General features: G+C 60.9%; 17 protein-coding genes. 11 read left to right on the top strand and 6 right to left on the bottom strand.

All coding sequences use genetic code 11. The annotated features are described in order from the left end of the window. The first annotated feature begins 6 nt into the window (after positions 1-6). The 11 genes from QYC26_RS05080 (at position 7) to QYC26_RS05030 (ending at position 10,073) form a co-directional block, all read left to right on the top strand. Positions 7-468, top strand: coding sequence for a hypothetical protein (locus tag QYC26_RS05080; RefSeq protein ID WP_317514314.1), 462 nt, complete (start codon positions 7-9; stop codon positions 466-468). Positions 469-498: 30 nt separating this feature from the next. Then, positions 499-915, top strand: a complete 417-nt coding sequence (locus tag QYC26_RS05075) for a hypothetical protein (RefSeq protein ID WP_317514313.1) — start codon at positions 499-501, stop codon at positions 913-915. Between the two features lie 104 nt (positions 916-1,019). Next, positions 1,020-1,361, top strand: a complete 342-nt coding sequence (locus tag QYC26_RS05070; RefSeq protein ID WP_317514312.1) for a hypothetical protein — start codon at positions 1,020-1,022, stop codon at positions 1,359-1,361. Positions 1,362-1,365: 4 nt separating this feature from the next. Then, positions 1,366-5,508: a phage tail length tape measure family protein gene (locus QYC26_RS05065; RefSeq protein WP_317514311.1), complete on the top strand. Its 4,143-nt coding sequence runs from the start codon at positions 1,366-1,368 to the stop codon at positions 5,506-5,508. Continuing rightward, positions 5,505-6,398 carry a hypothetical protein gene (locus QYC26_RS05060; RefSeq protein ID WP_317514310.1) on the top strand — a complete coding sequence of 298 codons (894 nt, stop codon included), beginning with the start codon at positions 5,505-5,507 and terminating at the stop codon, positions 6,396-6,398. The genes QYC26_RS05065 and QYC26_RS05060 overlap by 4 nt, the downstream gene beginning before the upstream one ends. 34 nt (positions 6,399-6,432) lie before the next feature. After that, the gene (locus QYC26_RS05055; RefSeq protein ID WP_317514309.1) at positions 6,433-7,533 is read left to right on the top strand and encodes a hypothetical protein; all 1,101 of its coding nucleotides are present in this window, start codon (positions 6,433-6,435) and stop codon (positions 7,531-7,533) included. After that, positions 7,533-8,441 carry a hypothetical protein gene (locus QYC26_RS05050; protein WP_317514308.1) on the top strand — a complete coding sequence of 303 codons (909 nt, stop codon included), beginning with the start codon at positions 7,533-7,535 and terminating at the stop codon, positions 8,439-8,441. The genes QYC26_RS05055 and QYC26_RS05050 overlap by 1 nt, the downstream gene beginning before the upstream one ends. 11 nt (positions 8,442-8,452) lie before the next feature. Further along, the gene (locus tag QYC26_RS05045; protein ID WP_317514307.1) at positions 8,453-9,034 is read left to right on the top strand and encodes a hypothetical protein; all 582 of its coding nucleotides are present in this window, start codon (positions 8,453-8,455) and stop codon (positions 9,032-9,034) included. After that, a complete protein-coding gene (locus QYC26_RS05040) occupies positions 9,034-9,258 on the top strand; it encodes a hypothetical protein (RefSeq protein ID WP_317514306.1) in 225 nt (74 codons plus the stop codon). Before QYC26_RS05045 ends, QYC26_RS05040 begins: the two co-directional genes overlap by 1 nt. Before the next feature lie 17 nt (positions 9,259-9,275). Next, positions 9,276-9,812, top strand: a complete 537-nt coding sequence (locus tag QYC26_RS05035) for a TIGR02594 family protein (RefSeq protein ID WP_317514305.1) — start codon at positions 9,276-9,278, stop codon at positions 9,810-9,812. A 66-nt stretch (positions 9,813-9,878) separates the two neighbouring features. Then, positions 9,879-10,073, top strand: a complete 195-nt coding sequence (locus QYC26_RS05030) for a hypothetical protein (RefSeq protein WP_317514304.1) — start codon at positions 9,879-9,881, stop codon at positions 10,071-10,073. 33 nt (positions 10,074-10,106) lie between these two features. Here QYC26_RS05030 and QYC26_RS05025 read toward each other — a convergent pair whose 3' ends face one another. From QYC26_RS05025 to QYC26_RS05000, 6 genes are read right to left on the bottom strand one after another with little or no spacing between them, the layout of a single operon-like run. Next, positions 10,107-12,878, bottom strand: a complete 2,772-nt coding sequence (locus QYC26_RS05025; RefSeq protein ID WP_317514303.1) for a DEAD/DEAH box helicase — start codon at positions 12,876-12,878, stop codon at positions 10,107-10,109. Positions 12,879-12,887: 9 nt separating this feature from the next. After that, positions 12,888-13,388: a hypothetical protein gene (locus QYC26_RS05020; protein ID WP_317514302.1), complete on the bottom strand. Its 501-nt coding sequence runs from the start codon at positions 13,386-13,388 to the stop codon at positions 12,888-12,890. Beyond that, a complete protein-coding gene (locus QYC26_RS05015; RefSeq protein ID WP_317514301.1) occupies positions 13,385-16,588 on the bottom strand; it encodes a hypothetical protein in 3,204 nt (1,067 codons plus the stop codon). Before QYC26_RS05015 ends, QYC26_RS05020 begins: the two co-directional genes overlap by 4 nt. 12 nt (positions 16,589-16,600) lie before the next feature. Further along, positions 16,601-17,590 (bottom strand): hypothetical protein, encoded by a 990-nt coding sequence (locus tag QYC26_RS05010; RefSeq protein ID WP_317514300.1) that lies wholly within the window; start codon positions 17,588-17,590, stop codon positions 16,601-16,603. Further along, on the bottom strand, positions 17,590-20,334 hold the full coding sequence (locus QYC26_RS05005) for a DUF499 domain-containing protein (protein ID WP_317514299.1): 2,745 nt from the start codon (positions 20,332-20,334) through the stop codon (positions 17,590-17,592). Before QYC26_RS05005 ends, QYC26_RS05010 begins: the two co-directional genes overlap by 1 nt. 2 nt (positions 20,335-20,336) lie before the next feature. After that, positions 20,337-20,549, bottom strand: coding sequence for a helix-turn-helix domain-containing protein (locus QYC26_RS05000; protein WP_317514298.1), 213 nt, complete (start codon positions 20,547-20,549; stop codon positions 20,337-20,339). Positions 20,550-20,725: the final 176 nt, after the last annotated feature.

Here is a 20,725-nt window from a genome sequence, read left to right as displayed (position 1 = left end):
ACTGCCATGACCGTTCGGACTTCCGCCGGCACCACGTTGAAGGTGTCGGCTTCCACCCCTGCGACCTTCGACCCCACCGGCTACAATGCGCTGACCATGACGCTGGTCGGCGAGGTATCGGACCTCGGCGAGTTCGGCCGGGAGTACAACCTCGTCACCTTCAATCCGGTCGGCAGCCGCGGCGTCGTCAAGAAGAAGGGCAGCTTCAACCAGGGCACGATGACCATCCAGCTCGGTCTCGATACCGACGATGCTGGCCAGATTCTGCTGAAATCGGCCTCAATCTCGGACAGCGATCACAGCTTCCTCGTCACCACCCAGAACGGCGACAAGTACTATTTCCAGGCCCAAGTCATGAGCTTCAAGGTGAACGTCGGCTCGGTCGACCAGATCACCACCGCCACCGTGACGCTGGAACTGACTACCAATTCCGCCGGTGTCGGCGTGGTTGAAGTTCTGGCTCCCTGATCCCTGCCACGCACCTGACGGAGACCATTCATGTTTGACATTACCAAGCTTGCCGCGACCGAAACCTCGACCGTCGAACTGGTCGGCGGCGATGACGCCCCGCTGTACGACGACAAGGGCCAGCGCCTCTCGATCACCGTCTATGGCCCGGGCACCAAGGTCTATCAGCGCGCCCAGTCGCGCCAGCAGAACCTGCTGGTCGACAAGATCAAGAAGCGCGGGAAGATGGACCAGACGGCCGAGGAAAAGCTCGCCGAACAGGCCGAGTTCCTCGCGGCCTGCACTGTCAGCTTCAACCATTTCACCTATCCGCCGGCCGAAGGGCTGGAAGGGGCCGCCCTGTTCCGCAAGGCCTACGAGGACCCCTCGATCGGCTTCATCGCCGCCCAGGTTGCAGCGCATATCAATGACTGGGCAAATTTTACGACGAGCTCGGCCGCGAGCTGAGCCTCTACGTCCGGCAGCTGGCCTGGCTCGGCACCGCGCCGAAGCAGCGCCAGTCCGCAGGCAAGACAACGGAAGATCCCGACCCGCAGACCCGCCTCCAGCGCATGACGGCGGACGGCATCGTCCCCGAAATGCCGCCGATCCGTACGCCATGGATCATCGACACCCTGATGGAGGTCGGCGCATCCGAGCCCGGCGCCATGGGCGCAGTGCCGCTATCGTGGGGCACCATCGCCCACTGGCAGTCGTGTATGGGCGTTGACCTTGCACCCTGGCTCTGCCGGCTGCTGCGTCGCCTCTCTGTCGAGTTCGTCGCCGAAAGCCAGAATGCCAGGGAACCTGATTGTCCGGCGCCCTGGACCGACATCACCGACGGCACCAATCGCCCCACTGTATCCCGCAAAGTCTCCCAAGCCTTCCGGGCGCTGATCAACTCGAAGGAGTGAACCGATGAAAGCCGGCACGCTCGAAATCGAGATGATCACCAATGTCGCCCGTCTCCAGAAGGAAATGGCCGACATGAAGCGCGCTGTGGGCGGCGCCATGGGAGACATCGCCGCGACCGCCGGGCGTGCCGACCGGGCCATCGAGGCAGTCGGTACGCGCGGCATGACCCGCATGGGCGGTTCGGCAAAACTTGCCGGTCACCAGATGCAGAACCTCGTCTACCAGCTGAACGACGTGGTGGTGAGCCTCGCCTCGGGCCAGAAGCCGATGACCGTGTTCATGCAGCAGGGTTCGCAGATCGGGCAGATCGCGATGCAGGCCGGCGTCGGCATCGGCGGCATGGCCCGGGCGGTGTTGGGGCTTGCCGCCAGTGCAGCGGCTGCCGCGCTCACCAACCCTTATCTGCTGGCAGCAGCGGCTGCGGCCGGGATCGCGTTCGGCGCGTTCAAGATGTTCCAGTCGAGCGTCAAGCAGTCGGGGGAACTGGACCGCTATGCCCAGAGCCTTGGTCTGACCGCGAAGGAGATGGAGAAGCTGGGCCCGGTCGGCGTGACTGCCGGCGATGTCATGCGCGGGCTGTGGCGCACGATCAGCGACGGGCTCAACCTCGGCCCGGTATTCTCCAGCCTCAAGGACTGGGCCGTCTGGGCGTTCCAGAAGGTGCTCGAGGTCGGCAAGATCAGCATCGCGGTGATCTATGCCGGCTGGGTCGGCGGGTTCAGTGCGATCCGCACCGTCTGGCAGGCGCTCCCCGGCGTGATCGGTGAGGCCGCCGTTGGTGCCGCCAATCTTGCCATCAGCGGGATCGAGTATCTCGCCAACAAGGCCATCGCCGCGCTCAACTGGCTGGCCAGTTGGGTCAACCCGGTGCTCGATCGGGTCGGCCTTGCCACCATCAGCCAGATCGAGACGGTTGCCCTGCCGCGCATGGAAAACAGCTTTGCCGGCTCGACTGCCCGCATGGGGGCAACGGTGCGCGATGAGTTTACCTCGGCCTTTGGCGACGCCATGACCATGATGGATGCGTTCTCGGCACAGTGGCGGGAGAACACCCTGCAGGCTGCCCGCGATCGCCTAGCCGCCGACGCTGCCGGGATCCGCGCTGATCGTTCGGACCGGGCGGGCCGCGCTGGCTCCGGCCGCAGCAGCCGCGAGGAAAGCGAGGCCGAGCGCGCCCTGCAGGCCGCGGAGGAGTTCGCCGCCAACCTTGCGCTGGAAACCGCGAAGATCGGCAAGACCCCGATCGAGATCAAGCGAATGGAAGTCGCCATGGCGGCGTTGAAAGCCCCGACCGACGCGGCGCGCATTGCCATTCTCGAAGCTGGCGAGGCCTGGGAACAGGCGACCCGCGCCTTCGCGAGTTCGGAATTCCTGCGCCAGACGGTGGCCCCGCTCGAACTGCAGGTCTCGCTGCTCGGCCAGTCGGCCCGGGCACAGGCGCTCGCCAATCTCGAGTCCGAGCGCGAGCAGATCGTGCTCGAACGCGGGGTCGAGGCTTGGGAACGCTATCGCGCCGCGCGCAGCCAGCTGATCGAGCATGACTTCGGCCTGAAGGAGCAGGAGCAGTATCTCGATACGCTCCAGGAAATGGCGGACCAGACCCAGACCGCGGCGCAGGGCATGGCCGAAGCCTTCGGCAGTGTCGGCGGCGCGATCGGCGCGGTTGCAGCCGAGTTTGCCCGCTATGCTGCTGACCAGGAGGCCGCCACCCGGCGGATTGCCGAGGCCGAGCGCGAATATGGCCGGGCCTCGTTCCAGTATGCTGCTGCGCGTACTGCGCAGGCGGCGGCCGAGATCAACCACTATGGCAATCTCGCCAGCGCCGCGAAGGGCTTCTTCAAGGCGGGGTCCAAGGGGTTCCAGGCGCTGGAAGCGGCCGAGAAGGCCTTCCGGGCCTATGAGCTGGCGGTCGCGATCAAGAACGCCGCGGTGAAGATCGGTCTGATCGGCGCACAGACGACGGCCAAGGTCGCCTCCGATACCGCCATGGCTGCCTCCGATACGGCGCGGGCCGGTGTCGAACAGGGCAACTCGATCATCACCACCGGCATCAAGGCGGTGGAAGCCGTCGTGAACGCGATCCGTTCGCTGCCGTTCCCGCTCAACATCGCGGCTGGCGCGGTCACCGCCGGGGTGATTGCCTCTCTTGGTGTCGCGATCGGCGGAGCCTTTGGCGGCGGTGGACCCCAGCTTGAGGCGGCCAATGAAGGCACTGGCACGGTGTTCGGTGATGCAGAAGCCAAGTCCGAGAGCATCGCCAAGGCCATCGACCATCTGCGCGAGGTCGACACGCTGACCATGCGCTATTCGGCGGCCATGCTGGCGTCGCTGCGCAGTATCGAGGCCAATATCGGCGGGCTCACCAATCTCATCATCCGCACCAACGGCGCCGAGGATCTCGCTGCCGGCGTGCAGACCGGGTTCAAGCCCACCGGCGTCACCGCCATCCTGGGCGGGGCCATGCAGAAGGTGGGCTCGGTCCTCGACAAGATCCCGGTGATCGGCGGCATCCTGGGCGGTGTCGTGGGCGCGATCGGCAAGCTGATCGGATCGCTGTTCGGCACCAAGACCAGTGTCGTCGGTCAGGGCATTTATGGTGGCGGCCAGTCGCTCGGCGGCATCATGTCTGGCGGGTTCGAGGGTCAGTATTACACCGACATCCAGAAAAAGAAGAAGTTCCTCGGGATCACGACCAGCACCCGCTACAGCACGCAATATTCCGAGGCGAGCGCCGAACTGGAGCGCCAGTTCAGCCTGATCTTCACCGGCTTCTACGACGCCATCTCGGCCGCTGCGGGACCGCTTGGCCTTTCGCTGGACGAGGTGCAGGCCCGGCTCGACAGCTTCGTCATCAACATCGGCAAGATCGACCTCAAGGGCCTGACCGGCGCGCAGATCCAGGAGAAGCTGGCGGCCGTGTTCGGCGCCGCGGCCGACAATCTCGCCCGCTATGCCATTGCCGGCCTCGACCAGTTCCAGAAGGTTGGTGAAGGCTATTTCGAGACGCTGATCCGCGTTGCCTCCAGCGTCGAGGCGGTCACCAGCGCCATGACCATGCTGGGCCGATCCACCAACCTGACGATCGCCGCGTCCATGAACCTCGTCGAGCTGTTCGGCACGGTCAGCGACATGCCCGCGGCGACGGCTGAGTATTTTGCGCTCTATTACACCGGCACCGAACAGGCCGCCGCGCGAACGGCGCAGATGACCGCTGAGCTCGCCAGCATGGGTCTTGCCATGCCCGATAGCATCGCGGGCTTTCGGGCACTGGTCGAAGCCCAGGACCTCACCACCGAGGCCGGGCGGGCGGCCTATGTCGCGCTGATCCAGCTTGCCCCGGCGTTCGCGGACCTGGTGGGCGCAGCGCAGGATGCAGCCAGTGCGGCAGCCATTGCTGACGAACGCGCCTCGCTCGAGCGCCGCCTGCTCGAACTGCAGGGTGATACGACGGCTCTCCGCGCGCTCGACCTTGCCCAGCTCGACGCCTCCAACCGGGCGCTGCAGCAGCAGATCTGGGCGCTCGAGGACCAGCGGCAGGCGGCCGAAGCGGCAGCCAGTGCCGCCGAGAAGCTGCGTTCGGCCTGGGCGGCGATCACAGATGCGCTGATTGCCGAGATCGAGCGGATCCGCGGCGTGATGGGCACGAGGTCAGGCAGCTACGCCGAGGCACTGGCGAAGTTCAACAATGCCTCCATGCTGGCCCGCGGCGGTGACCAGGAAGCCGCCAAGGCGCTGCCGGGTCTGAGCCAGGCGCTGCTGTCGCAGGCTGCCGAAACCGCCCGGTCATCGGAAGATCTGGCTCGGCTGCAAGGCCTGACGGCGGCCAGCCTCGAGCAGACGCTGGCGATCATCGGCCAGGCGGGCAACAGCGGCACGACCACCGATCCTACCGCGACCGGGAGTCCCGAGCCGGGCTGGTGGAACCAGTTCGCCGCCAACCAGATGGGCACGGCGACCATTCCGGCCAATGACGGCCAGTCGGCGCTGCTCGATGAGCTGCAGGCACTGCGGCAGGAAGTGGCGGACCTGCGCGGTGAGCAGCGCATTGCCTCGGCCGCCATCGCCTCGGGTACCACCAAGACCGCTCGGATCCTCGAACGGGTGACCCCGGATGGGGACGCTCTGTCGACGAGGACTGCGGCATGAAGCTGATCCGCCCGATCGAGATCAGCGACGCCATGCTGTCGAGCAGCACGGTTGCCGAGAACGATCATCCCGCCTGGAATGCCGGCACGGCCTATGTGACCGGCAACCGGGTGATCCTCGCCTCTACCCATAGGCGCTACGAGGCCTTGGCTGCGTCCACCGGGGTCAACCCGGCGAGCGACCCGACCAAGTGGCTCGACCTCGGCCCGACCAACCGCTGGGCCATGTTCGATGCGCGGGTCGGCACGGCAACCACCCGAACCGCGTCGCTCCAGGCCGTGCTGGCGCCGGGTGCCATTGATGCCGTGGCGCTGATCGACACCGATGCGGAAAGTGCCACCGTCACGCTGACAGTGGATGGGGTGACCAATTACACCAGCACCCAGAGTTTCAACCTCGGCGGCAATGCCATCGACAACTGGTTCTCCTGGTTCTTCGAGCCGATTGGTCGCAAGTCGAGCCTGCTGTTCCTCGATGTGCCGGTCTACGCCAATGGCGTGGTGTCGGTGACCATCACTCGGGACAATCCCGCCGACACCGTCTCCTGCGGCACGCTGCTGGTCGGCCGCCAGTTCTCGATCGGCGAGACCGAGCACGGCGCCGACATCGGCATCATCGATTACAGCCGGAAGGAGGCCGACCAGTTCGGCGTGATCTCAGTGGTCGAGCGCGCCTTTGCCAAGCGCATGACCGCCCGGGTCATCATGCCGACCGATGCGGTCGACGACATTCATCGCAACCTTGCGGCTCTGCGCGCAACGCCGGTCCTGTGGATCGGCTCCGAGACCTTCGAAAGCCTGACTGTCTACGGCTTCTACAAGGAGTTCTCGATCGACCTTGCCTACCCGACGGTCAGCTACTGCAGCCTGACCATCGAGGGGCTCACCTGATTTTTCTGGCCTAAACCCTCCCGAGGGAGCTCCCATGCCCATCACAGATCTGCCGACGCCGCCGTCCCGGACGGATGCGGCGAACTTCAACGTGCGCGCCGAAGCCTTTCTGGGGGCGCTGCCGACGTTCGTCACCCAGGCCAATGCGCTGGCCACCGAGACCAATGGCTATGCCGCGAGCGCCGCTGCCAGTGCTGCCACCGCTATCAACGCGCCCGGCACCAATGCCACCAGCACGACCAGCCTTGCCATCGGTACCGGCTCGAAGTCGCTGACGGTCCAGACCGGCAAGGCCTTTGTCGTCGGCCAGTGGGTGACCATCACCAGCACGGCATCGCCAGCCAACTGGATGCACGGCCAGATCACGGCGTACACCAGCGGCACTGGTGCGCTGGTAGTCAATGTCGGCATGACGGGCGGCAGCGGCACGATCGCAGCCTGGACGGTGGCGCTGGCCGCGCCTTCGCAAGGGTCGAATGCACTGCTGGCCACCGGCAGCTATGCCGATCCTGCGTGGATCACCTCGCTCTCTGCCGCCAAGCTTACCGGCTCCATCGGCATCGCTAATGGCGGTACCGGCGCCCCGGATGCGGCGACGGCGCGCACCAACCTTGGCCTTGCCATCGGTGCCGACGTCCAGGCGTATAATGTGACGCTGACCTCCTGGGCCGGCAAAGCCGTGCCTTCTGGCGTAGTGGTCGGTACGACCGATACGCAGACCCTCACCAACAAGACGCTGACCAGCCCGGCAATCAATGGCGGCACCTTCAATGCGGCCTCGACCGTCAGCGATAGCGGCGCGATTGCGACCGGCAGCGTCGGCTTCCGGGGCGTGCCCCAGAACAGCAGGACCGCTGCCTACACCCTGGCGCTGACCGACAATGGCAAGCACATCAGCATCACCACCGGCGGGATCGTCATCCCGGCCAATGCCTCGGTCGCGTTTCCGATCGGAGCGACCATCGTCATCTACAATGACAGCGCCGCGGCCCAGACGATCTCGATCACCACCGACACGCTGCGCCAGGCCGGCACGGCTAATACCGGCAGCCGCACGCTCGATGGCTACGGTCTGGCGACCCTGGTCAAGGTCGCGGCGACGACCTGGGTCATCACTGGGGCGGGTCTCAACTGATGGCCGGCGTGCTCATGACCCTGCTGGGCGCTGGCAGCGGCGGGCAGCAGGTCGCGCTGCCGGTCAACTATTACCAGTGGGCCGACAAATACAGCGCGGTCGAGCAGTACGGCGCCGATGGTGGCTACTTCTCCAACCTGTCCGGTGGGAACTTCGCGCCCACCACCTGGCAGGGCCGCGCCATCCGCGCGCTGGTTCACAGCTACGACTTCTACGCCGGCACCTCGACCACGCTCATCGGCATCGACGGCTACAATGCGACGCCGGCCCCGCAGCGCCTGCGGATCAACGGGACTCAGTTCACGCTGGGCACGGGCTCGGTCTCCTGGCTCACCAACGTCACCGGGATCACCTTCAGCCCTTCGCCGACCAACAACATCAACTGGACTTCGCACGGTCTGGCCGTTGGCGATCCGGTCCAGTTCTATTGCACCGGCGGCATGCCCACCGGGATCACGGCATTCACCATCTACTTCGTGCAGTCGGTGGTGAGCTCCAGCGCATTCAAGATCGCAGCCACCCCGGGCGGCGCGGCGATCAGCTTTACCGGTTCCGGTTCCGGCACCCGCTACGGCTACAAGAACCCGATCACGTCCTACCAGGCGTTCGGCGCGCTGAGCGGCAACCTATTTGCCAGCATGCTGCCACGCGCCGCGACAATCACCATCGCCAGCCCGGCGACGGTGACCGCGACAGGGCACGGGCTCGCCAACGGCAAACGGGTCCAGTTCACGACTAGCGGCGCGCTGCCGACCGGGATCCTCGCCAACACCACCTACTTCGTCATCAACGCCGCGACCGACACGTTCAACATTTCCGCCACGCAGGGTGGCGCCGCGATCGGCACCTCGGGCGGCCAGTCGGGCACCCACGTCGTGCGCGAAGTCGTCTCTGTGACGGTCAGCTAAGGGGAAAAGAGATGCAGGCAGATCGCCGGCCCACGGTCACCGACGAGGTGATCCCGATCAACGACGACCTCGACATCAACTACGGGGTATTCAAGAACGGGTTCACCTTCCGCCGGGCTGCCAACTCCTGGCGGCTCTGGCCGATGCTGGAGTTCGTGGCCCCGAAGCTGAACCCCACCATCGCCGAGATGTACGATGCCGGTGTCGAATGGACCCTGTGCGAGCATGTATCTGTCTGCATAAATGGGTGGGCCGATTACGTGTTCGAAGGGCCCAAGGGGCCCATAACCCAGCGTTGGACGCCCGGATTCCACAATGTCGAGAACGGTGGCGGCTACCTTCCGGCGGGTGAGTTCACCCGGCGCTTCCACGACGATTTCACGCTGTGCTGCGTGGTTCAGAAGTTCCAGCGGACGCCGGGCGTGCAGTACCACTTCGAGGTGTTGACCGGGCCAGCCGTGCTCGATCGCGAGGCACTGTTTGCCCATTATGCGACTGGCACCCGCCAACGGCAGACAGACTTCGATCTGCCGGCCGGACATACCCTCGATGCCACCTCGGGCGACATCACCATCATCGGGAGGCCGCGCTGATGGTGGACAATCCTGATCGCGATTCCGCCGTGGAGATTGCCCTGATCCGCGCTGATCTCGAGGCCATGCAGGAGGACCTCAAAGCCGTCCGCAAGGAGCTGAAGGACCTGCTCGAGGCCTGGAACACGGCGACCGGCATGGTCCGGTTCGTGAAGTGGCTGTCGACCTTCGCGACCGCGCTCGCCGTCCTCTACGCCACCATCCAAGGCCTGTCCGGCCGCTAACTTCCCGGGAGACATCCATGAAACCGCTGCCACCGGCCTATAGCTGGATTGATGACCTGCGTCCGCTGCCCAGGATGCTGGAGGAGGCCCGCAAGCTCTACGGCACCTTCGAGGCGCCCGGACCCGCTGACAATCCCGCAATCCTCGGCTGGGCAAAGGAAACGGGCCTCGCCAAAGTCTACAACGACGATGCCATCCCGTGGTGCGGGTTGTTCATGGCTGTAGTTGCCAAACGTGCGGGCAGGCCAGTGGTGGAAGGCCCGCTCTGGGCGCGCAACTGGGCGAAGTTCGGGATACCAGCCGACCGGGCTCAATTGGGTGACATCCTCGTGTTCCGCCGTGCGCAGGGATCCGGCCACGTCGGGCTCTACGTCGGCGAAGACTACGGCGCCTTCCACGTGATGGGCGGCAACCAGTCTGACGGCGTAACCATTACCCGGATCGCCCGGGACCGCTGCATCGCCATTCGCCGGCCTACCTACCGCAAGGCGCCTGCAAGCGCGAAGCCGGTCCAGCTCGCGGCCAACGGCGTGCTGTCCACTAACGAGGCTTGAATCGCCACCCCCAATCATCAACCCGGCCGCCCGCTATGCCAGCGGGCTTTTTTATGGAGAAACGACATGGAAGAACTGAAACCCTGGTGGGCATCCAAGGCCATCTGGACCGGTGTCATCGGCAGCCTTTGGGGCGTAGCTGCGGCGCTTGGTATCCTGCCCGAAGGGCTGACCCAGGCCGACGTCCTGACCGTCGTACTCGCGCTGACCGGTATCGGCAGCGTGGTGTTCAGGAAGACGGCCAAGGCGCGGATTAAGTAAAGTGGCCAAAGTCGGTATTCAGCTGCGCCGGAACTACCCGCCGAAAATTTCCACATAGCCGATCAGCTCTGCCGAATAGCTGCCATCGCCTGTGGCCAATCCCTTGTGCTTGAGCTCGCGCTGGAGGGTCGGCTCGACCACATTCCCGAAGAGCTCCAGCCTTTCCTCGGCCGTCAGGAAGGGGTTAGCGACCGGTGCGTTTAAATACTGGCCCGACTGCCTTTCGACAGCGGGCATCCGTGTGCCGTCTGGTTGCACTGCAATGGTCTGGATCGTGGTCCGCCTCTCCCCATTCGCGACAGCCGAATCTACAATCCAGAACGATAAGAGTGTCGGGCCGATGTCGTTGCTGGATACGGAAAGGCCCAGTTGCTCTGGCGCCAGACCCCTCCAGCGGCCCAGCTCTTCCTGAACCAACGGGTGGTCCAAACCGAGCAATTCGATGCCTTCCTGGCTCGTGGCGACATCACGATCGAGTGTGAAACGCGCCTTGCGTAACCCATCAGCGGCCGTGAGATCGTATGTCTGTTCATCCACCTTCGTGAGCCGCTGGTGTTTGTCTGGAAGGGAGGACGACATGAACTGCACGATCCGCCCCATGCCGGACGATACGTCGGAAAATGGCTGATATTCGTCGAGGCTGAATCCATCGAGGTCCTGGAACAGATCAAATACTACCTCCCGAGCCTCTCGGGCATTTGATAGTGCTGCCTCGAGCTCGACGGTTGTTCGCTGCAAGCTAGGGTCGGACAGGGCCTCCTGATAGACACGGTCGTAGTTCAATCGTTCGGACAGCTGCCCCAAAATCTGAGCTCTTAGATCCTCGGCGACATTGCCCTGATCATCGACCTTGCCCAATGTTCTGGCGATCTCGGTGAGCTTGTCGTCCAGGAGCAGGAATATCCGCCCCTCGATCGTGTCAGAAAGAACCAGATTATAGACCTGCGCAGTATGTGCTTGGCCGTAGCGATGGATGCGCCCGATCCGCTGCTCCATATCCATCGGGTTCCAGGGCAGATCGAAATTGAACAGGATACGGGCAAATTGGAGATTTATCCCTTCACGCCCGGCGGCGGTGCAGACCAGAACACGCGGTCCGTCTTTCATACGGAAGCGGCGCTCAGCCGCTGTCTTGGCGCCGTGATCGCCACCGCGAAGCACAACGACACCTTGGCCCGGATAGGCCTGCTCGATCTCACGGGCGATCAAGTCGACGGTACCTAGGTAGGTCGCAAAGATGACGACCTTCTCGCCAGGATTCTGGCGCCACAACGTTCCTAATCCATCCAGCAGTTTCTGGACCTTCGTCTCGCGTGGTTGCGGGAACGATTCGAGGAGGTCGCCGATGCGCAGCCGCTCTTCCGGCAGGTGAAGATCCACGACGGACGAGGCTATATCCTCGACGTGCGACGCGGCGAACTCGCTGCCATAAGGATCAGAAGCCATTTCTAAGGCGTCGTCGTCGAGTTTTCTTGCCAGCCGGTACTTGAGGTCGGCCATCACCCGATCGACCTCGCTGCGCCCAATTGGGTCGCGGCCGAGGTTCCACTCAAGATGGATCAGTTCGCGGGCCTCATCGTAAAGGCGCTCGCGACCTTCGATATCAAGCTCGCGGTCCCGGAGAAGGGCTTCCTTGAGCGTCAGCATCAGCAAACGTCGCTTCAGAGTCCGACGAACGGCGGCGAAGCTCGAAGCAGCGATTTTCTGGAAAATCGCCATCAAGAAGCCCAGGGCTCGCCCTTGGCTTCCCTTGCGCTTGGCCAGATCGAATCCGTCCTCCAGATATTCCCGCAACTTCTCGTAAAAGCGGCGCTCCTCTTCCTGCATCAGGAAAGACTCGGTGTGGACCCAGCGCCTGGCGAACAGCGGTTCACCGTCGGGCTTGCAGGCGTCCGCCTTGGTCCGGCGGTACATCACTGTATTCAGCCGGTGCCTATGCTCGACCATCTCCTCTGGACCGCCAAACAGAGTCGGATTGAGCAGCTGGATGAGCATCCAGAACTGGAAGTGGTTGCCCTGATGCGGCGTCGCGGACAGGAGAAGGAGGTCCCGAGTGTGACCCCTCAATGCCTCTGCCAGTTTGTAATTCTCTGTCTTTCGAACCTTGCCGCCTGTTCGATAGGCCGTCAGGTGGTGGGCTTCGTCGAAGACCACTAGATCCCAACGCGGGGCTTCCAGAAGGCGCTTGATTCGGTTCGGTCGCTTCAATGTGTCGATGCTGGCAATCAGCAGGTCGTGCTTGGCGAATGCGTTGGTCTTGCGGTCGGTGATGTCGCCCTCAGACCCGAAAACCTCAAAGTCGAGATTGAAGATCTCGTTGAGCTCACGATGCCAATTGTTCACCAATCCGGCCGGCACCACCATTAGCGCGCGGTTGAGTTCTCCCCGACTGGCAAGTTCTCTGAGGACCAGCGCCGTCTCGATCGTTTTGCCCAGACCGACCTCGTCAGCGATCAGAAACCTGCGGGGTGAAGCCGTCGCAATCCGGTGTGTAAGGACCACCTGGTGCGGCAAAAGGTCGATGCGGGCCGACGTCAGCGCCGATGCGCTTTCCATCAGCGGTAGGACGTGCGCCTCGTAGGAGAGCCAAGCTTTGCGCGCCCGATCCTCGGTGCCTTCAACCGACCGAAGAATACGCTCGGTGCGGGAGAGCTCGAGCCGTACCGCAGCGACCGGCACGCGGCGTTCGCCGACGCTGAAGAACGCGCGGAGGTAGCCGTCACGAGCCGGGTCAAGGACGACGCCTTGGCCAAATTCTGGATGCGTAATCCGTTCGCCGGGCTGCAACTGGGGTGATGAAACCACGCGTCGGCCTCAGGTAATTCGCAGATGGAAGAGGCCTGCGGGCTTGGCGCCTTCACGCAGCAGGATTTCCTGCGGGTACTCGTTGGCTTCACCCCACAGAATACGACCGAAGGCCAATAGGCTATCGGTATGGGGTGCAGCGCAGCGCCATTCGACGGAATCTGTTGCTGGGTGAAACTTGATGCGCCCATGGCCTGAAGGCAGCCAAAAGATCAGCGCGGCCTCACTCTCATAGTGTGCCTGGAATGAGAGAATAGCGTCTTTGACTGTTTCACCCAACCATGCCTCGGCATCACCAGGTGCCAACAGATCAAGGCTACCTTCCAATCCTGCAACGACCAGGGTGTTGTTCTGGTTGCTGGGTAGGTCTTCCGGCCAGCTACTTGCCGACTGTAGGAACTGACGCAGGCTCCAAACCTCGTTAGCCACACAAACCTGATTGCGGGCTTCTTCATCCCAGATCCAGCTGGTGCCGCGCCGTTGCCAGACGGTATCGAGTGTATGCTTCATAGATCATACTCCTCGAACAACGAGCCCTGCTGGGGCTTGGTCGCCTGGGACGCAGCCCAGGAATTGTAGATCGTCACCGCTCGCGATGCTGCATTGCGGCTGGCTTGGTCCGGACCATTCCGTTGCAGCCATTCCAAAAGCGGTTTCAGCGCCACGTGGGGTTTGAAGTTTTCGTTTTTCAATGTGTCGGACGCGTTGATGCCGCTGCCATCGAAGCAGGACCCAATCAGCACCAACGCTTGATCTAGGTCTGATGTCAGCCGGCGCTTGTGTTTGCCGGACCAATCACGGGCAAAGTCGAGCGGGTCGACGCGGGTGAAAACCTTACTCTTTTCCGAGCACCAGCCACGTTGTTCGAATTCGTCAGGCGTCGTGATTGAGCCTTTGAGGAACTTCTGGAGCTGATCTCGTTTCATCTCGGTGGCGGTGCCGAACGTGCGTAGGAACTGGCGCGTGATCGGCTCCGCGTTGACCGGCGGTGGTTCCTTGCCCTTGTCCGCGTCCTCATCGATGAGCTGGTTGATGCCGACGAGTGCGTCCTTAACGGTGATCGGCCTTCCTTCGTCGACATAAACCTTGCCATAGTGACGGGAGAAATACTCGAGCGCCTTGCCGCGCCGGATCACCTGGATGTCTGCGGCTGGCAGACCTTCCTTGGCGTGATTTTCCAGCATTGCCTGCAATTGACGCACGTCGGCCATGACTTCGCGCCGCATGCGCCCCCAGCTCACAGGGGTCGGTTCCTCGGTGCGTTTGCGGCAGACGTGGATAATGTCGTACTCAATGGTCTTGGAGCCGAACTCACCGTCGCCCTTGGTTTCGTCAGAACGGATCGGGTAGGTCGCTTCAAGATAGTAGCCTGCGTCGAAAAGGGACTCGAGTACGGCAACCCACGGTTCGTCCTCGCTGTGATGAAAGGTGAACGCCAAAATCCCACCTGGCTTCAGGATGCGATGTGCTTCATGCCAACATTGGGTGAGCAACCGCTTGTAAAAACCATCCGGGTCCTCCGGCTCTCGTGCACGATTTGCCACAGCCTCGAGAGACTTTGGCGTATATTCAGCACTGAAGTAATCCGGGTATCTGTCTTTTAGTACGAGGCGAAGCCAGACGTAAAAGAAATCAGATAACTCAGAATAATGCAGAAGTCCTCCAAATGGGGGGTCTGTGATAACCAAGTCGATGCTACTGTCATCTAATTTATCCAAGTCGGTCGATGATCCGCAGAAGGTTTCTGCACCCAAAAGGGCGTCGCCGGGGAACACCTTTTCGCTTTTGCCTGTTATTTGTTTTGCAATCTCGGGTGATTGGCGCTTGAGCTGTTCTAAACTTACAGCTTCCCATGGGGACGCTGCCCATTCTCCACCTTTGAATAGAACTTCAACTGTGGATGACCACGGTCCATATCCCATAGGCGGAAATACGCCGACTTCGATTACATTATTCTTTGGATGAAAATTGCTATTCGACATGGCTGGAGCAAGCTTGTCATGCTTCATATGCCAAAACGACAGTGAGTTTTGATTGCGCAGAAAATTCTGAAAGGCGCCAAGAACGTATTCTCGTGTTGCCCAATCATAATCTCCAACGTTAACAATAGCCTTCAGCAGCTGCGTGTGCACTAGCATCTGCCTCGGATTGTACATCGTCCACCAGTGTGTGAAGCCATGATTAGGGACCCCACCTTGAAGATGATGAGTCATAAATCCGTAGGGAAGCTCAGATCTTGGCCAATATTCGGCTAGATCGGTATCCTTGCGCATCTCCCATTCAGAGAATGCGGCGTCGTACTGCTTTGCATAGTTGGAATCGAAGGCAGTAAAATAACGACCGCCATATGGTGCGCCCGATTGATAGCGCTTAGGTGAATAGGCCTGCACTGCGTATGCCGCCATAGCGCCGCTCTTGCCACTGGCCTTTACAGTTCCAAGAACATCCTGAACCGTGCCGCACGCGCTGCAGGCATAATTTGACTTCTTAGGTACCGTTCCCGCATCGGTTTTGAAGGTCACATGAGTCTCTGGACATGTAACCTCATCAGGCAACTTTCCGCGCACCTCAAGAAGTCTGATGGTTGATGCTCGCTCTTGGTCCCATCTTGCGGAAGAAGTAGCATCGTCCTGAGCTGTGCCACCGAATAGCAGGCCATTGCTATCTTGCTTGGAACATCCAGCCAGCCATTGTGGATGTACAAGAAGACTTAATTCGACTTTCTTATTTGTTCCCTTTCCGAGGTTCACCAACTCCGTGTGACCGCAATCGGGGCAGATAACGCCCTTTTTTCGATCAAGAGTGGAATGAGAGATTTCGGATGGCGCAACATACAGCGGCATGTCCGGCGCCATTCGGGCGGCCTCTTCCTCTACGTGGAATTCGGCGCCGCATTTGCGGCAGGTATGCTCCCAGTGCTTTACGCTGATGGACTTAATGGCCATGACTGGGCTGGTCATTATGGGAGTACGATGACCACATCCAGTCACCTGGCATGGTCCGTGTTTGGCCCAGAAGGTGTAAATCACCTCGGGACCTTCATAGCTATATTCTGGCCTCTGCTCTATCGTCAGCGATAGCGGATCAAAATCAGCTGGCATCACCCGCCTGGATGGAAGATGGGTCCATTTCCCCTTCTCGCCATTTGGCCCGTCGCAGTAATAATACGGCATTATCTGTGGCTTAACCTCGGCCTCGATGTCGGAAAGCAGTCGCTTAACCTTTTCCAGGTCGACGCCGGAAAGTTCTTGCTTCACCACAAACCAAGCTACAGGGTTGAGGTCGTTGCCCACCATTTGCATGCCAAGGCGCGAGCCTTCGACTAGCGTGGTGCCGCCCCCCATGAAGATGTCTGCTACCTTCAGGTTTTTGAACGCGCCTTTCTTCTGGTGATTGGCATAATAGTTGTCCCACACCAGCTTTGCAGCGTGTGACTTGTCCTCAGGAGCCCTTGTGGCGGCCGCAATCAGCATCGAGCGAAACACGCTGGAACGGCGCCGGGCCCACCATTTGGACATCTGGTAGATCGGCTTACCCGCGTTTCCTTCAATGATCGCTACCTGATTGACCGGCAGAATCGGGAAGTCGACTTCTAGGCAGGTTTTCGGACGATTGGGGTCGTTAAAATCAACGGTTTCGAGCGCGACAGCCTTACCTGCGCCGACGGCCTTCGCGACGTCCTGCGCCAACAATTCTTTTTTCGATGCCATGGGGCGCAGTCCTTACTTTGTAATCTCGACGAACGGCGAAAGAACCTCAAGCAGTGAGAGGCCGCCATGCGTCAATGTCGGGTAGCCGCCCTGGCTCTTCCACTTCCAGCGGCCCACTGCCAGGCGATGTTCGCCGTGTGGGCTGTGGATCTGAAGAGCGACTGGAGGAACAAAGGGACCGGTTTCGCCGCTTCCCTTTGAACTCCGCCTGCTGGCAAACGTCGACTTCAAAAATTGACCGACTTCGCCGTCCGCATCCGGGAAGTAGCCGGTCGCGGCATAACCATGGTCAGACGTGATGACCAACCGACGACCTGTGGCCAGACGTTCAACGAATGCCCAGAAATCGTCGCTGTTGAGTTGATCGGCGGCGTCACGGATCAAGGTATCAAGCCCCTGGCCGGCGACAGCACCATCGTGGACCTTACTGTCGGGCCAATGGTGCCAGAAAACCCAGTTCTTCGAACCGTTGATCAGGCCTTCACAGTCTTTCCAGGGCATATCAACGCACTCGGTGACGGCCGGTTGGAGCTTATGCGCCATGCCGCCGCCGTTGTTTTGCAGCTGGCTCCGGCTGCCGAAGCCAAGGGCCTTCGCGAATTCATTGGTTTCGCCGGGCAGCTCGGAGGCATTTGCGGAAACCTCGTGCAGCGTGAAACCTCGCTCTTTGGCGCCTTGTAGCAACCAGGGCAGCTCACGCAGCGAAAGGCCGTCCAAGATGAGCACAGCTTTGGCGCTGTACGGTTCCAACCACCAGCGGGCGAGACGATCCGAATTGCGTTCAACGGTGGAACCGAAGCTTTGCCAAAGATCCCAAGCGCTGGATGACAGAAAGTGATCGAGCACCCCGATCTCCCGGTCGCGCTTGATCACCTCGCTTGGTGCGTTCCCAGCCGCCAATGGCTTTGAGGCGATCTCGACCGTCCTATCGATGATGACGCGCCACGCATCTTTGTCGGAGCCTTTGGCCAAGCTCTCGAGAACCGCTGCATCTAGCGCCATCAATCGTCCTCCTTCTCGAGGCTGATCTCAAAAGTCATTCCATCCGGCAGCTTCTTCAGAAGCTCCTTGAGCTGAGCGCCGTTGGCCGCCGACACTTTTATCGCGACTTCGGCAACCTTTGTGGCCGGGCCGATACCCCAGCCTTCAAGCTTGCCGATCAGATTGAGCGGTGAGGTTGCGGGGTTGTTGAGAGGAATTCGAGGTTTACCCCCGGGGGCTACCGGGGTGCCGCCGAAGATACCTCCGGGAGTTGGCTGTGCCTCGCCGCCGGCACCGGTGCTGTCACCGAATGGATTGGGCTGCGGTGTTGTCGCGCCCCCGAAAAGACCACCAGCATCACCGCCACCTGTTGGGGTGGGTGTAACGGGTGTACTGCCACCCGTTGTTGGCACTGCCGATGGCGCCATGAGGAACACCTCATCGAGCTGTCGACCGGTGTAAGAAAGCTTGGGACGAAGGCGCTTCCACGCTGTGTCCTCATCTTCCCCTGGCTGTGTTTGCAAATATTCCATGCCGCGCAGATTGATGGCGATCTTGCCCTTTGCGCACAGACGAAGGATGCGCTCCTTCATGGCCGTCTCACCGAGCCAAGGTATGCAATCCTGACCCGCAGGCCGGGGTTCCTGCAATTCACGAAGCAGCTTGCCAACGGCCGAATTATCCGCCGCGGCCTCCAGGACCAGATCTTCGAAATCTTCGGGCACGAACAGATCGTTGACCAAGGCTTCTTCAATGCCCTCGGGAATCTGGGCGCCTTGCTTCTTCAAGCTCTCAACGCTGAACACGCATTGGCTCGGGTCCGCAAAATTCCAGCGATGCAGAACAGCGAAGCGATCAAAGCGCTTCTTGAGCATGTCCCGGAGCGCGCTTTGGTATTCGGTATGGAGCTTTTTGTATTCCGGGCTCTGACCGCTCCATTCCTGCGCCTTCATTTCGGCACGAGCCAGGATCAAGAGGTCGCGATCTTGGTAGGCGTTGAGTGAACCAGAACGCGGGAGGAGAAACCGAATCGTGTTGCGCCGCTTCTGCAGATGATCCTTGAGCCAACGGCCGAGGGCGGGAGCGATATTCTCTGGTTCTTCAGGCAGCACCAGTATCGGCAGGCGGTCATCCCAGCGATCTGGTTGTTCTGTTTCATCGAGAGCGGACCATGGATCGGTCTGCCAAGATTTCGGCAACGCGATAACGCGGAAAAGCTTTGCAACCTCATCCGTGCCGCCGATCACATAGCGCACTTGTTTGGATAGCTGGGCTTGATCGGACCCGTCGGTGAACAGTTTGTCATTCCGAGCGCAGGCCATCAATTTTGCACGAGGGTTCTCTTCCTCGCGAAAGACAAGCCGAGGCCCATCTTGGTGGATGTTAAAGCTGTTCTCGACGATGGTCGATAGCTCCACCTGAAACGCATTGTCATCGACGGCATTGTCGCGCGTGATATCGACCTGCAGTGTTGCAGGCTCCGCGCCGGCCAAATTGCCGACCGCGATGGATCGGAGCCACAACGCGCCCACAATCTCTTGAAGATGCGGAGCGAGAGTGGCGTGGTTCGACACCGCCTCAGTTACTGAAATGATGTTCTGCTGGGCCTTGGCCCGTAGCGTGCGATGATGCTCATTGGATACCGAATCCAATAGAGCGCCGATGCCTGAAGCATCGTCGTCGAGGCGAAAATCCGCGGCCGTGAGAACTGGCGAGGCTTCCCCGCGGCTCTTATACAAATTCGCCAGAATGCGGATCATGTCACGCGTTTCCTGCGCGTCGGTAGCAATCAGAACTTGCTCTTCAAGCAGTCGCAGGAGGTGCGGCGCATAGGGCCATGACTCGGTGAATTCAGTGCGCTTGCGGTCTTGTTCGGACGGCGGGATGTCCTGCAGCCGGAAATATTCTGCGACATGCTGAGCAACCAGCGCTTCAATCGTCCCATTTGCAATCTGCAAGCGGTTGTCAAAAAGGCGATGCAGCAGCATTCGGCGGCGGTCTTGTTGGATCCGCTCGGCATTACCGCCGGCCTTAAAGTCGATCGCAACCGGGTTGACGCGATGCACCTGCTGGTATGCGTCGCTGCCGCCGTTGCGGACGGAGATCACGAGAACCAGAAGGTCAGGCCGATCTTTGGCAATCTCAGACAGAATCTGGATGAAATTGAATGCCCAATTTTTCCATGGGTATTGCTTGGTATTCGTGAGGCCGTCGTACCAAGTCTGAAATTCGTCTAGAAGCAGCATCGTCGGTGCGGCTTCGAGCATCTCCATAATCAGCTTGTCGGAAGGGATATCGGTCTTCGCCGCACCCATGCCTTCCCACTTGCCCTTGATGTAAGTCCCGTGAGGATGGCGATCAAATAGCAGATCCCACAAAAACTTGTATCGTTGGCGGTGCAGGCTTTCACCAATCACCTGCATCCCGTCTCGCAACGCGATGTTGGCAATCTTTGGATCGCCCAGTGTGGTTGCCCAAGAGTTTAGCCAAGCGCCAGTCGACGCGGCATCATTCACCGCGTGAAATAGCGCCGCCATCAAGTGTGACTTACCAAGCCCGCGCTCACCAATAACAACCACTGGGCGTCCCTGGCCGGGTCCAACCGCCTCAATACCCTTGAGCAAATCGTGAGTGGGGTATGTGATATTGAGAAATTCCTGCGCAGCGATTTGGGTCGCGCCGGTATTGGAATCGTTCGAGAGCTCGATCGCGGTGCCCTTGAGGCGCTTGCTCCGGAATTCTTCTCTAAGCGTTAGGCCCAACATGATCAGTCATTCTCCCCCTTCGGTTGGTCACCGCGTTCAGCTTGCCCCTTTGCCTGCTCATTCATCCACTGAATGAGGTCAGAGCGCTGGAAACGCCACGACCCTCCGACCTTGAACGAAGGTATCTGCCCCTCCGTCGCAAGCCGATAAATCGTTCGTTCGGTTACCTTTAGGAACTCGGCAACCTCACGGACGGTCAAGATTTCTTCGGGCATTCGTTGGACCCCGCGCGTTACCATGCGGTAAAATATTCAGGAATCTTCAAAATAGCCAGCGGGAAAAGCAATCCGCCGCATTCTGAGGCGGAAGCCTCACATCGTGAGCCGGTGTGCAAATGGGGTCTACGCAGCAATTCGATGCTTCGTCAGTTCCATACGATAGGCTGCTACGA

Origin of the sequence: Sphingomonas sp. C3-2, from assembly GCF_033025475.1 — a bacterium.
Classification (GTDB): Bacteria; Pseudomonadota; Alphaproteobacteria; order Sphingomonadales; family Sphingomonadaceae; genus Sphingobium_A.
Note: the sequence above shows the minus strand (reverse complement) of the source record. Positions and strands in the feature narration are given on the sequence as shown.

Coding starts and splice junctions, on each gene's coding strand:
- QYC26_RS05080 (WP_317514314.1), top strand. CDS start 7: ATGACCGTTCGGACTTCCGCCGGCACCACGTTGAAGGTGTCGGCTTCC.
- QYC26_RS05075 (WP_317514313.1), top strand. CDS start 499: ATGTTTGACATTACCAAGCTTGCCGCGACCGAAACCTCGACCGTCGAA.
- QYC26_RS05070 (WP_317514312.1), top strand. CDS start 1,020: ATGACGGCGGACGGCATCGTCCCCGAAATGCCGCCGATCCGTACGCCA.
- QYC26_RS05065 (WP_317514311.1), top strand. CDS start 1,366: ATGAAAGCCGGCACGCTCGAAATCGAGATGATCACCAATGTCGCCCGT.
- QYC26_RS05060 (WP_317514310.1), top strand. CDS start 5,505: ATGAAGCTGATCCGCCCGATCGAGATCAGCGACGCCATGCTGTCGAGC.
- QYC26_RS05055 (WP_317514309.1), top strand. CDS start 6,433: ATGCCCATCACAGATCTGCCGACGCCGCCGTCCCGGACGGATGCGGCG.
- QYC26_RS05050 (WP_317514308.1), top strand. CDS start 7,533: ATGGCCGGCGTGCTCATGACCCTGCTGGGCGCTGGCAGCGGCGGGCAG.
- QYC26_RS05045 (WP_317514307.1), top strand. CDS start 8,453: ATGCAGGCAGATCGCCGGCCCACGGTCACCGACGAGGTGATCCCGATC.
- QYC26_RS05040 (WP_317514306.1), top strand. CDS start 9,034: ATGGTGGACAATCCTGATCGCGATTCCGCCGTGGAGATTGCCCTGATC.
- QYC26_RS05035 (WP_317514305.1), top strand. CDS start 9,276: ATGAAACCGCTGCCACCGGCCTATAGCTGGATTGATGACCTGCGTCCG.
- QYC26_RS05030 (WP_317514304.1), top strand. CDS start 9,879: ATGGAAGAACTGAAACCCTGGTGGGCATCCAAGGCCATCTGGACCGGT.
- QYC26_RS05020 (WP_317514302.1), bottom strand. CDS start 13,388: ATGAAGCATACACTCGATACCGTCTGGCAACGGCGCGGCACCAGCTGG.
- QYC26_RS05015 (WP_317514301.1), bottom strand. CDS start 16,588: ATGGCATCGAAAAAAGAATTGTTGGCGCAGGACGTCGCGAAGGCCGTC.
- QYC26_RS05010 (WP_317514300.1), bottom strand. CDS start 17,590: ATGGCGCTAGATGCAGCGGTTCTCGAGAGCTTGGCCAAAGGCTCCGAC.
- QYC26_RS05005 (WP_317514299.1), bottom strand. CDS start 20,334: ATGTTGGGCCTAACGCTTAGAGAAGAATTCCGGAGCAAGCGCCTCAAG.
- QYC26_RS05000 (WP_317514298.1), bottom strand. CDS start 20,549: ATGCCCGAAGAAATCTTGACCGTCCGTGAGGTTGCCGAGTTCCTAAAG.